The sequence below is a fragment of the Legionella sp. ST3F1 genome, from assembly GCF_048553315.1.
Taxonomy (GTDB): Bacteria; Pseudomonadota; Gammaproteobacteria; order Legionellales; family Legionellaceae; genus Tatlockia; species Tatlockia donaldsonii.
Genome location: NZ_JBLZIO010000006.1, coordinates 29,341 through 42,287, shown reverse-complemented (window position 1 = coordinate 42,287; position 12,947 = coordinate 29,341). Strand labels below are relative to the sequence as shown.

The following is a 12,947-nucleotide window of genomic DNA, read 5'->3' as shown; positions in this document are numbered from 1 at the left end:
TCAATTATCAACCTGATAATTAGGTGCCTGTTTAGTAATGCTTACATCATGTACATGTGACTCACGCATACCCGCATTTGTCACTTGAACAAATTCAGCTTTTTCATGCAACTCAGCAATTGTGTTGCAACCTGTATACCCCATGCATGAACGTAACCCACCGATCATTTGATGAATAATGGTTTGTACAGGACCTTTATAAGCAACGCGTCCTTCAATACCTTCAGGTACCAATTTTTCAGCCCCTTGGCTAATATCCTGGAAATAGCGATCACTTGATCCCTGTGCCTGAGCCATAGCCCCGATAGATCCCATACCACGATAATTTTTATAAGTACGGCCTTGATAAAGCTCAATCTCACCAGGAGATTCTTCTGTACCAGCAAACATTCCTCCCAACATTACAGTGTAAGCACCGGCTGCCAAGGCTTTACAGATATCACCGGAAAAGCGGATACCACCGTCTGCTATAAGCGGCACTTTTCCTTTAAGTCCTGCTGCAACATTCGCTATAGCAGTAATTTGTGGCACACCAACTCCTGTAACAATCCGGGTAGTGCATATAGACCCAGGACCAATTCCCACTTTAACCGCATCCACACCAGCAGCAACCAGATCAAGAGCAGCAGAGGCAGTAGCTATATTTCCACCAATAACCTGAACCTGGGGAAAATGCTTCTTTATCCATTTCACACGATTTAAAACACCTTGGGAATGCCCATGGGCTGTATCAACAATAAGAACATCAACCCCTGCGTCAACCAGGGCAGCCACCCGATCATCCGTCCCTTCACCAACACCCACAGCAGCCCCTACCCGCAATTGTTCGGAACTATCTTTGCAAGCAAAAGGATTCTCTTTTGCCTTTTGAATATCTTTTACGGTAATCAGGCCACGTAAATTAAACGCATCATTGACAACCAGTAGTTTCTCAATTCGGTGTTTGTGCAACAAAGTGCGTACTTCCTCACGTCCAGCGCCCTCTTTCACTGTGACTAGACGCTCGCGTGGTGTCATGACGGCCGATACTGGTAAACCCAAATTAGTTTCAAATCGAATATCTCTCGAAGTGACAATCCCCACCAATAAATCGCCCTCTACAACAGGAACGCCGGAAAAATTATGCTTGGTCATTACCTCTAGCAATTCACCAACCGTCACTGAAGGTGTGACGGAGACGGGATCCTTGACCATCCCGCTTTCAAATTTCTTTACTTTCCGTACTTCCTCGGCCTGATCAGCAATACTCATATTTTTGTGAATAATCCCTATCCCCCCTTCCTGGGCGATAGCAATCGCCAATCGGGCTTCCGTCACAGTATCCATAGCAGCTGATATTAGAGGGATATTTAATTCAATTTCGCGAGTAAGGAAGGTTTTGAGAGCAACCTCTTTTGGCAGAACTGTTGAGTGGGCGGGAATCAATAATACATCATCGAAAGTCAGTGCTTGTTGCGCAATAGAAAGAGACATACCACACTCCAACAATTAAATTAACCGGACATTATACAAGCATTCTGGAAAATGATAAATAACTGCCCATAAAATAATGGGCCAATTCACGGTATATATCAACAAAAAGAGCAATTTGTTAAATATAAAAACAATGCTTATACTTACTTATATCCAAACTAGCAAGGACGCATCATGAAAAAAATGTTAATCCTAGTAGCGGTAGTCGCCTCATTTGCTTTACTATCTGGCTGTGGATGCGGTACTTTCAGCTGTACAACCAGTTGCCCCTGTGAATATACATCAACTTGTTGTGGCTCTAATGGTTGGTATTAATAGCTGATTCAAGAGTATCTAGTTAGCAGCTTAAAAGATTAAGAATGGCTGCCTTGTCTCATGAATGAAAAGCAGCCAACTCGCTTGTACATGATTGGTACAAGTCTATTATCCCTAACTCAATTTCCTTTATAAACAAGGATAGAGTTTAATTTAGCTTATCTCGAACATGACACTTTCAAACCCGTCCTGACTGTTTGTATAAATTAATTTTCTCTAAGCCATCATTGAGCTTGAACTGAACAATCAATAACGTGTAAACTGGGCTAAATTATTTAACTGGTCGACTAACAGGAAGGGTTCAGCGTTGGCTAAAATTATTGTTGTCACATCAGGTAAAGGTGGTGTAGGTAAAACGACTACTTCCGCAGCTTTGTCTTCCGGTCTTGCCATGCGAGGCCATAAAACAGTAGTTATCGATTTTGATATAGGATTGCGAAATCTTGATATTATCATGGGCTGCGAACGACGTGTTGTCTATGATTTTATTAATGTTATTAATGGTGAAGCAAGTCTGAACCAGGCATTGATAAAAGATAAGCGTCTACCGCATTTATCTATTTTGCCCGCATCACAAACTCGCGATAAAGACGCATTAACACTGGAAGGTGTTGAAAAAGTTTTAAACGATTTGGCCAAGGAATTTGATTATATCCTTTGTGATTCTCCAGCGGGTATCGAAACAGGCGCTCATATGGCAATGTATTTTGCTGATCATGCCATCGTTGTGACAAATCCTGAAGTATCATCGGTACGTGACTCCGATCGAATTTTGGGTATTTTAGCCAGTAAAACCAAACGTGCAGTTGAAAATAGCACACCAATTCAGGAACATTTGTTGTTGACTCGTTATGATCCTGAGCGTGTCGAAAAAGGTGATATGTTATCTGTTGATGACGTTAAAGAGATTCTCGCGATTCCTCTCATTGGTGTTATTCCTGAATCAAAAGCTGTTCTCAAAGCCTCTAATACGGGTACACCGGTTATTCTTGATGAAGCCAGTGACGCTGGTCTTGCCTACCAGGATGCCATAGCCCGCTTTCTGGGGGAAACCAGACCTATGCGTTTTGTTCAAAATGAGCGGAAAGGCCTATTGCGCCGCTTGTTCGGTAAAAACAAGGAGGACGTACCAGCATGAGCCTATTTAACTATCTGAGAAAACGTAACAGTACTGCTTCGGTCGCCAAAGAGCGTCTGCAAATTATCATTTCGCATGAGCGTTCTCAGCGTAATACACCTGATTATTTGCCCAAACTACAGGAAGAAATTCTGGCAGTCATTGCCAAATATATTCGTATCAACCGGGATCAAGTCAGTGTGAATTTGGAACGTATGGGTGATAATTCAGTGCTAGAATTAAACGTTACTATGCCGGATGAGGCCGTAGAAAACGCTTAGACTATTCTTTGACTGGCTGCTTATTTCCCCCTTTCCTGGGACAACGTTCATGGTCTGCTCCTTTAATCAGTAAGGGGCACGAATAGTTCCTCAATTCTCCCTTCCTAATCCTGAATAATGAAATTGTGATAACTCTTTGACTAAGGTGAATATTAATAATTACGAAAGCAGCAACGTTTTCTACTTTCGACGGATTCTTGCTAGGTTCATACAGTTTTTTCAGATATCCTTTAATTTATTTAATTATATTTGTAGAGTAAAAGGATGGCTGTTACTGCCAGGACTAAGGGAATAATTTATATAGCTATCAGCTATATAATCTTCAGTGCTGATGAACCAGTAATTGCCAAACTTATTCAGCTTGGTCAAAATAATACAATACATGGCCATAACCCGATCTCATTTTGTAATTTATTATTTGCAGGAAGTTTAATTGGTGCAATAACACTCTTCATCCTGCAGTATAAAAATTTTAAAGCATTTAATTTCAAAAAATTGACAAGCATAGAATGGCTTTGGATTCTTGTAAGCGCCCTTCTGATTGGTTTTTTTACACCAACTTTTTTCTTCTTTGGCATTATGTATACAAACGTAATTAATGTTATCCTTCTTTCGACCCTTCATCCCCCCTTGACCTTGTTTGCTGGATGGCTTTTTTTTCGCGAAAAACCAACCATTCGATTGGTTATCGCTTCAGCAATTACAATGACAGGGAGTGCTGCGATTGTCTTACTTCAACAATGGTTCTCTATCAAAAATCCAGTATCACTCGCATCCACGCCTCACCTTGGGGAAATTTATGTGATACTCGGCGTTGTCTCAAGTACCTTCTCCACGTTAATCAGTTTTCATGCAATTAGAGTACTTCCTGGGGGAATTTTTAATACTCTACGGATGGGACTAGGGGCTGTTTTTTTCTTTTTAATTGCTGTCATGATGTTTGGGTGGTCCCATTTCGCTGATCTTTTCTCTCCCTTTCTCTGGAAGTGGATGCTATTTTATGGCAATGTCATTGTGGCACTGGGAATGCTCTTTAATTATTTAGGAATGCAAAGAATTAAAGTAGTGGATGATGTTATCGCTGCATCCTTTGTCCCCGTCTCATCAATTTTCTTTTCTTATTTGATCTTAGGGATAGCACCCGGAATCGAGCAACTTATTGGAAGTATTATAATTTTAACCGGTATAATGCTTGCAGTCAGAGAGCAGATTGTCACTCTTTAAGGCTTGTTGCTTCCCCCCGCAGGAGGAAGACCTGAAATAAAATACGCTGGTATTCTGGAGGCGGCATCCCAAAAAACGAGAGGGATGCACGGCAATGAGTACCCAATCAAACTACTTCAGTCGCTAAACCATCCTGAGTAGGGATTTTTTTCTTAGATTGATTAAATAGATTATCTATTGGCTGTCGACGCAATTCGTCATCGCTGAAATCGTCAACCGCAATAATTTGCTGTCTGGCTTGCTCAGCCTCTCTAAGTTGTGCTGCCTGCTTGACATCCAAAATACCGGCATGCTCAGCTTCATCAATTTGTTCAAGTAAGGTTAATGACGTCAGTGTACCTTCTTTAACTGCCTTGCCAACTTTTCTCTCAAGCTCTTCAACAGCACATATTTTATGGAACGTTTCTTCCAAACGTCCTAAAGGACAATTATCCAGCGGCTCAACAAATACAAATCGGGTTAACCGTGTACGCGCTTCATTGGGTTCAGTGAGTAAGTGTGCCAATTTTTTCCCCAATTTGTCAGAAGGTCTGTGCCGTTGACTGCCCAAAGGTTGCAGCAACAATTTCAACACAATACGAGCCCAACGCGCTGGGAAATTCGCTATTACACCGTGAATTGCCAATTCACACTCATGAAGTAACTGTTGACAACTCCACTCCACCAAAGGGATATCAGCCTCAGGCTCACCATCATCATGAAAGCGCTTTAATACCGCAGAAATTAAATATAAATTGCTAAGTACATCACCTAAACGCGCTGAAATTTTTTCTTTACGCTTTAATTCACCGCCCATCACTACCATCGAAAAATCAGCCAGGAAAGCTAAATTAGTACTGTAGCGATGTACAAGTTGATAATACCGCGCTACTGAACTTCTTGGCGTAGCAGTAAAACGCGCATCAGTGAATGCAAAAATCAGCGATTTGGTTAAATTAGCAAGTACAAATCCTGCATGTCCCCAAAAAGCACTATCAAAAGCAGCAAGATTGTGTTCCCGGACACTTTCCAATTCGCGAAATACATAAGGATGACAGCGAATAGCCCCCTGTCCAAAGATAATGAGACTACGCGTTAAAATATTGGCTCCTTCAACGGTAATACTGATGGGTGCATTTTGGTAACCACGGCCGAGGTAATTATTAGGTCCAAGACAAATCCCCTTTCCGCCATGAATATCCATGGCGTCCATCACTAATTGGCGCGCTCTTTCTGTCGTATTGTATTTCAAGATAGCGCCAGCAACGGAAGGTTTAGCACCATGATCTATCGCTGCTGCAGTCATGGTTAACCCGGCATCAATAAGATAAGTATTAGCAGCAATACGGGCTAACGGCTCTTCTATGCCTTCGAAATTAGCAATTGCCTGGTTAAATTGCTTACGTACTCTAGCGTAGGCACCACTTACCAATGCCCCCGCTTGTGATCCGCCCGCAGCACTTGAAGGCAAAGAAATCGCTCTGCCAGCACTTAAACACTCCATTAACATCCGCCAGCCAGCACCAGCCATTTCAGCACCGCCAATGAGGCAATCAATCGGTACAAAAACATCTTTTCCCTGTGTCGGTCCATTCAAGAAACCGGTGTTTAACGGGAAATGACGACGCCCTTTTATAACGCCGGGTGTAGTGGCAGGAATTAAGGCACAAGTAATACCAACATCAGTTCCTTTACCCAGTAAATTATCTGGGTCAAAGAGACGGAATGCCAAACCAATCACCGTTGCTACCGGACAAAGCGTTATGTACCGTTTACTCCAGGTTAAACGTACGCCTAACACCTCTTGGCCATTAACTTCCTGACGGCAAACGATACCCTTGTCGGGGATAGATGCAGCATCAGAACCTGCATTTGGACCTGTCAACGCAAAACAGGGAATTTCCCGGCCGTCTGCTAAACGTGGCAAATAAAATTCTTTTTGCTCCTGAGTACCATATTTCAATAATAGTTCTGCAGGGCCTAATGAGTTGGGTACTGAAATAGTACTGCCAACAGTCACGGAACGGCCATAGATTCTCGCTAAAATGGACATCTGTGCCGTTGCAGAGAAATCAAGGCCACCAAAATTTTTGGGTATAATCATCCCCAGGAAACCTTTGTCTTTAATAAATTGCCACATTTCAGGAGGCATATCTGTTCTTACATGGGTAATATCCCAATCATCAATCATGCGGCATAATTCATTGACCGGACCATCGATAAAAGACTGTTCTTCCGCTGTTAATTTAACAACTGGTGCCCGAAGCAAGGCATCAAAATCAGGTGAACCGCTAAATAAATCCCCCTCCCAACTCACTGTACCAGCTTCTAAGGCCTCGCGTTCAGTGGAAGACATGGCTGGCATTGCTTTACTGACGACAGCAAATATACGGCGAGATAACAAGGTCCTCCGTAATGGTTTGATTGCGCAAAGAACAAATGTTGCTAAAACAGCCCATAGAAAGAACTGTGCTACAAAACCGGGGGAACCATAGCGCACAAGCAATAAGGCAAACAAAGCATAACTTATAGCCCATACAGCAAGGGAAGCCTGCCTGGCCAGTAATAAAAGAGCGCCACTCAACACCGCCAGAACAATCAGACTATGCAACACTGTTTTCTCCTTTCAGTAAACAATCCTTGAATTCAATTGAAATTTCAACAACACGATAATGTGCAGCAAAAAACGGAGTAAGGCAATATTTGCCAATACCTTATTTGTGCAATAAATGCCGTCATTTCAGTATAGCATTAAGTAACGTGGAAATTTGCGTTGCCAGTTGAGTTGGATGCTCCATAGGCAACATATGTGTCCCCTCTACCTTACAACATAAAATATGGTAATGTTTTTTCATATAGCGCACATCAAGTCTGTCTACTACAGTACTTTTATTTCCATAAATCAAAGCGACAGGAACTTTCGCCTTTCCAGCGTAAGCAGGCAAGATATGCGGGATCGTACGATAAATCAAATATTCAATGTGGCGATCAAAACGGAGTACATATCCTTGGTCTGTTTGTTGTAAGCCATAATCAATATAGTCTTGCAAACAAGCGTCCGTAAAAGTTTGAAACAATTCCCGACCCTTCAAATAAGCCAACAATTGCTCTCTATTTTGCCAATGCTCTCTCCGGCCACGCGTACGGCCAGCCGGGGTTATCCTGTCAATTACCCCAAGTGCTTTAGCAAGACGTACCATGCTTGATTTAAAATGCCCCAGAAGCGGTGAATCCACCATAATAACTGCTTTAAATAACTGGGGCTCCTCAATCGCTGCCAAGAGACTCAATACACCGCCAAGAGAATGTCCAAGGCCAATCACTGGTTGACTGGCCTGTTTTTTGATGCTGGCAATGACTTCTTCAACCAGAAAATGCCAATTCTCGGTGACAGGGAATTGAGGGTTATGGCCAATCCTATCGATGTAACAACAATCATATTGCTCTTCTAACTTATCCAGTAATTGCTTATAACAAAGCGCAGGAAATCCATTACCATGAGCAAAATGAATCAATTCTTTCACGAAACCACCAGTTTATGGCTTTCTCGCTTCAATGAAATAATCGCATAAGTAAAATAAATCGATAAAACGATAAGCAAGACGATGCCAAACCAATTAAACAACCACCCCATTGTTAACATAAATAACAACAATACAATCTGAGGTGTTGAACTGACTATCAATAATCGACTGGCTTGTTTATAGCCAAGCGATAATTTAAGAAAGAGCTTCGCTACAAATTGTCCCATGAGAGCAAAGGCCAGAAAAAAAACGAGGTACATAGCGAAGAAAATCAATGCCACCATAGGATAGATAATCGCAGCAGAAAGATATTTAACACGTTCAATCCCGGAAGATTTCACCCAACGCTTACCATCGAAAACCTCATTCACTTGTTCACTAATTGTTTGGACAAAAAGACTGCTCTCTGAAGCAACTGGCCCTTTGGAAAAAAAGAATTGCGGCGAAGGAAAACGGTACATAAATTTATTTTTGGTAATGAGGGTCGTCAAATGGGGATAAGTATTATCAATAGTCTGTACCTTACCTGTCGTATCAACAATCAAAACAACCTGACCAGATTTATTCTTTACCATATAGGGCATTGGCTTATCGAATGACACTTTACCATTTTGAATGTAAATTGAAGGTAGCTGTTCAAGTGGTTGAATCATCTCTTCGTTAATAAAACGATTAAAATCAGATGTAACACGCATGGCAAAGGGAATAGAAACAATAAACATCAGCAGTAAAAGATAAAGAAGGCCAAACCCCTTCCATCGTTTCCCCACGTCGACATAAAGACGGCTACTAAAAAAAGAAAGATAGAGAGCCTGCCAGTAATTATAAAAAGGGGTATCAATTTCGCGTAATGTCTTCGTTTGCTCAGTCATGCCAGCCTCCCAATCGCAATCCGGTTTTTTGATGAAATAGATTAGCTTTATTTACAAGAACTTCCAAGGCAAGTTGCTCCTCAACTATCTCAGTATCAGCAGAAATTTTTACTGAAAAGCGGGCTTTTCCACAATAACTCATCACTTGCATGAGTTTGTCAGCGCCCATATCATCAATAAATTCTATTTTTACTGGAATTGCCCCAGGTTTATTCCTGACAGTAAGATTTAAATGCTCAGGCCTTATTCCCACTACCACCCCCGTCCCACAGGTCAGAGATTCCTTCAATACAGGTAAGGATAGCTCAATCCCCATTTCTGTGACTACTTTCTGTTTCACCAGATCGATCTTTGCAGGTAAAAAATTAATTGGATAATGCCCAGTGAAGCCAGCCACAAACAGTGAAGCCGGCTGTTGGTATAACATCTGCGGAGAACCGATCTGCTCAACCTGCCCTTTATTTAAAACCAATACCCTTGACGCCATTGTCATTGCTTCAGTCTGATCATGCGTTACGTATAAACAAGTAGTACGGAGTTGTTGATGCAGTTTTTTAATTTCATAGCGCATTTCTGCCCGTAATTTTGCATCCAGGTTAGAAAGAGGTTCATCAAATAAAAACACAGCGGGTGAACGAACAATAGCACGTCCCATTGCTACTCGTTGGCGTTGCCCTCCGGAAAGTGCCTGTGGTTTACGCAGTAAATAATCCGAGAGCTGCAACATTGCAGCAACCTCGTGTACTCTTTGCTGGATCTGATTCTTCTTCATCCCACGCATTTTCAAGCCATAGGCCATATTATCGTAAACCGTCATATGCGGATAAAGCGCATAGTTTTGAAAAACCATTGCCATATCACGCTTGGAAGCAGGAATTTTGTTAACACATTGATTATTAATCAGAATACTGCCATCACTGACGGTATCCAAACCTGCAACAAGACGCAGCAAGGTTGATTTGCCGCAACCAGAAGGCCCAACAACAGCGACAAACTCACCTTTCTCAATACTTAAACTGACTTTATTGAGAATAGGCTGTTGGCCATAGAATTTGCTCACATCCACTAAGTTTACTGTTGCCATTAATGCGTTAACCCCTTTTCAAACCAACGTTGCATGGTAAGTACTACCAAGCAAGGTGGTAACAAAGCAATCAAGGCAACCATCATAATGTAATGCCATTGAGGGATTTGATCAGCTACTCCCGCTAAATAACGAATACCCATCACTATCGTTGCCATATTAGTATCTGTGGTAATTACCAATGGCCAAAGATACTGGTTCCAACCATATACAAAAAGAATAATAAACAAAGCAGCAATCTGTGTCTTGGATAAAGGCAAAAGAATATCTAAAAAAAATCTCAAGGGCCCCGCGCCGTCAAGTTTAGCTGCATCAATAAGTTCTTTAGGAATCGTTTTAAAAAACTGTCTAAACAAAAAAGTAGCGGTAGCAGAGGCCATTAGCGGTAAAGTTAAACCGGCAAAGGTATTCAACCAGGCAAAAGAAGCGATGACTTGAAAAGTTGGTACTATTCTTACTTCGACAGGTAGCATCATCGTGGAGAAAATTAATGCGAAGCAGAACTTTTTAAAAGGGAATTCGAAATATACCAGCGCAAAGGCTGAGCCGAGAGCCAAAATAATTTTTCCTCCAGCAATTAAAATTGCCATTAACAAACTATTAAGCAACATCTGCCAGACTGGTTGACCACCTGTTACTACCAAGCCCTCCGTGAGCACCGCTTTCAGGTTGTGAAAAAAAGCAGTACCAGGCCAGATAGGCAAGGGCGCCTGCATCATAGCAGTTCCCTCATGACTAGCCGCTACCAAGGCCAGATATAAAGGTATGAATAAAACAGCAATAGCTAAACACAATAACCCGTGAATAAGAAGACGATTTAATGTTTTCATTCGTAATGCACCTTTTTTTCAAGGTAACGGAATTGGATTAGAGTGAGGGCGACAACCATAAACATGAGCATCACCGATTGAGCTGACGAGCTACCTGGATCCATACCGACAAAACCATCTTTGTAGACTTTATAAATTAAGGTTGTGGTACTGCTACCCGGCCCGCCATTAGTCATTACATCAATAATGCCAAAGGTGTCAAAGAAAGCATAGATCAAATTCATGACCAGCAGGAAAAAAGTGGTTGGCGATAATAAAGGAAAAACAATTTGCCAAAATCGCCGCCAGGCTGAAGCACCATCAATGATAGCCGCTTCAATCAAAGCGGTCGGAATCGCCTTAAGCGCCGCAAAGAAAAAAAGAAAATTATAACTAAATTGTTGCCAGCTTGCTGTCAATACCACAACGAGCAAAGCCTGTTTGGCGTTAATCAAATAATTAAAATTAATCCCTAACGCTTGTAACGCATGCGCCAACCAGCCAATCGTAGGTTGACACAAAAAACGCCATAATATAGCCGCTACCGCAGGCGCAACAGCGTAAGGCCAAAGAAATAAGGTTTTATAGAGGCGCTGACTCTTTTTCCGGCTCTGTACAAGGACCGCTAACAACAGCCCTGAACTCATTGTCAGCAGCGTTACAAAGACAGCAATGACTATAGTTACCAGAACTGCTTTGCCATAGCCAGGGTCTTTAAATAAATCAAAAAAATTAGCGAGGCCAGCAAAACGATTATGCAAGCCGAAAGCATCACTAAAAAAAACTGATTGAATCAGCGCGCTGCAGGCAGGCCAGATAAAAAATAACAAAGTAATGAGCAGTTGAGGTAGTATAAACATCAACGCTACTTTCTTATGCTGCGTGTATTTTGCCATCAGCCACCAAATTACTAGCTAATCCGCAAGTATATAACGAAGACTTTTCATTTTGCGAGTCTTAATAAGTCAAGAAATTGTAAGTACCAGGGTTTGTTAACATTTCCCTAGCCTGAGTCGTAACGCATTGATTTACGAGCAGCGAAGCGCAGGAAATCAATGCTTTTCGGCCAGGATAGTAGAAATGTCAACAGCCCCTAGAATCTGTTTTGGAGAAGCTTTATAGTACTGTTTCTACTGGCCAATAAGAAAGTCACTTATGCGCTGCGTAATCATAGAGAATCCAGGCCCTGAAAGCCGCTTACTTATCAAAGAAGAAGCAAAGCCAATCTACGACAAAGAACAGATTTTAATACAGGTAAAAGCGACCGCTTTAAACCGTGCTGATTTACTGCAACGTCGTGGCAAATACCCACCACCACCTGGTGAATCAACCATTCCCGGGTTGGAAGTTGCAGGTGAGGTGGTTGAGGTCGGCTCTGCTGTGAAAAAATTTAAAACAGGGGATCGCGTTTATGGTTTAGTAGCTGGTGGAGGTTATGCCGACTATTGTTCTGTGCATCAAAATCTTGCTGCAATTATTCCAGAGCCCTGGGATTTTAGTTATGCAGCAGCCCTCCCCGAATCGTTAATGACAGCACATGCCACTATTTTTGTAATTGGGCAACTAAAGCAAGGACAGACCCTATTAATCCATGCAGCCAGCAGCGGTATTTCTTCAATTGCAATTCAAATGGCCAGCCATTTGGGTGCCAAGGTCATTAGTACCATCAGTAGCCAAGAAAAAATGGACAAAGCCCTACACTTAGGCGCATCGACTCTTATTAATTATAATCAAGAAGATTTTGAAGCAGTCCTTGGCTCTGAGTCAGTCGATGTCATTGTTGATTTTATAGGCGGAAGCTATTTTCCCAAGCACTTGAGACTCTTGAAGCCACAAGGAAAATTAATCCAGATTTCCTGCATGGATGGCCATAAGGTCGAATGTGATTTAGCACTTCTCATGAGAAAACGGCTAGCGATTCATGGTTTTGTTTTACGTTCCCAATCCCTTTATGAAAAGGCCATGTTATGGAGAGCAGTACAGCAACAATGGCCTACAGCACTACTTAATAAGCATATCGTTCCCGTAATCGATTCTGAATTCAAGTTTGAAGACATCGAAGCGGCCCATGCCCGCATGTTAAATAACGCCCACTTTGGCAAGATCATTGTGCGTCTTGATTGAGGCTAGGCTAACATCCAAGATAAGCGGTAGAACTCCCTGATTACAGCCTTCGGCTTTCATCAAGGCTACCCAATAAGCCAGAGCTCGCCTGACCCAAGATCCCCAAAACAGCCAAGCTATGTTGGTTTCTTTAATATGAGCAGCG

The 12,947-nt window shown here is 42.0% G+C and carries 11 protein-coding genes; 4 read left to right on the top strand and 7 right to left on the bottom strand.

From position 1 onward, the window contains the following. Entirely contained in the window at positions 1-1,473 is a 1,473-nt protein-coding gene (guaB, locus tag ACN4Z1_RS05925) for an IMP dehydrogenase (protein ID WP_115221088.1), read from the bottom strand. 622 nt (positions 1,474-2,095) lie between these two features. Here guaB and minD point away from each other — a divergent pair. The 3 genes from minD to ACN4Z1_RS05910 all read left to right on the top strand — a co-directional run bounded on the left by minD (position 2,096) and on the right by ACN4Z1_RS05910 (position 4,410). Beyond that, positions 2,096-2,926, top strand: coding sequence for a septum site-determining protein MinD (minD, locus tag ACN4Z1_RS05920; RefSeq protein ID WP_228364198.1), 831 nt, complete (start codon positions 2,096-2,098; stop codon positions 2,924-2,926). Continuing rightward, on the top strand, positions 2,923-3,186 hold the full coding sequence (gene minE / locus ACN4Z1_RS05915) for a cell division topological specificity factor MinE (protein ID WP_115221086.1): 264 nt from the start codon (positions 2,923-2,925) through the stop codon (positions 3,184-3,186). Before minD ends, minE begins: the two co-directional genes overlap by 4 nt. Before the next feature lie 264 nt (positions 3,187-3,450). After that, positions 3,451-4,410 (top strand): DMT family transporter, encoded by a 960-nt coding sequence (locus ACN4Z1_RS05910; protein WP_228364199.1) that lies wholly within the window; start codon positions 3,451-3,453, stop codon positions 4,408-4,410. A 106-nt stretch (positions 4,411-4,516) separates the two neighbouring features. On the opposite strand, the gene ACN4Z1_RS05905 is transcribed toward ACN4Z1_RS05910, so the two are convergent. The 6 genes from ACN4Z1_RS05905 to ugpA form a co-directional block, all read right to left on the bottom strand. Further along, positions 4,517-7,000 (bottom strand): acyl-CoA dehydrogenase, encoded by a 2,484-nt coding sequence (locus ACN4Z1_RS05905; protein WP_255673220.1) that lies wholly within the window; start codon positions 6,998-7,000, stop codon positions 4,517-4,519. A 124-nt stretch (positions 7,001-7,124) separates the two neighbouring features. Then, the gene (locus tag ACN4Z1_RS05900; protein WP_228364201.1) at positions 7,125-7,913 is read right to left on the bottom strand and encodes an alpha/beta fold hydrolase; all 789 of its coding nucleotides are present in this window, start codon (positions 7,911-7,913) and stop codon (positions 7,125-7,127) included. After that, positions 7,910-8,785 (bottom strand): DUF1189 family protein, encoded by an 876-nt coding sequence (locus tag ACN4Z1_RS05895; RefSeq protein ID WP_228364202.1) that lies wholly within the window; start codon positions 8,783-8,785, stop codon positions 7,910-7,912. Before ACN4Z1_RS05895 ends, ACN4Z1_RS05900 begins: the two co-directional genes overlap by 4 nt. Next, positions 8,778-9,869 (bottom strand): ABC transporter ATP-binding protein, encoded by a 1,092-nt coding sequence (locus ACN4Z1_RS05890; RefSeq protein WP_228364203.1) that lies wholly within the window; start codon positions 9,867-9,869, stop codon positions 8,778-8,780. The genes ACN4Z1_RS05895 and ACN4Z1_RS05890 overlap by 8 nt, the downstream gene beginning before the upstream one ends. Beyond that, on the bottom strand, positions 9,869-10,699 hold the full coding sequence (ugpE, locus tag ACN4Z1_RS05885; protein ID WP_228364204.1) for a sn-glycerol-3-phosphate ABC transporter permease UgpE: 831 nt from the start codon (positions 10,697-10,699) through the stop codon (positions 9,869-9,871). Before ugpE ends, ACN4Z1_RS05890 begins: the two co-directional genes overlap by 1 nt. Then, the gene (gene ugpA, locus ACN4Z1_RS05880; protein WP_228364205.1) at positions 10,696-11,574 is read right to left on the bottom strand and encodes a sn-glycerol-3-phosphate ABC transporter permease UgpA; all 879 of its coding nucleotides are present in this window, start codon (positions 11,572-11,574) and stop codon (positions 10,696-10,698) included. Before ugpA ends, ugpE begins: the two co-directional genes overlap by 4 nt. Before the next feature lie 259 nt (positions 11,575-11,833). On the opposite strand from ugpA, the gene ACN4Z1_RS05875 reads away from it, so the two are divergent. After that, entirely contained in the window at positions 11,834-12,802 is a 969-nt protein-coding gene (locus tag ACN4Z1_RS05875) for an NAD(P)H-quinone oxidoreductase (protein WP_228364206.1), read from the top strand. Positions 12,803-12,947: the final 145 nt, after the last annotated feature.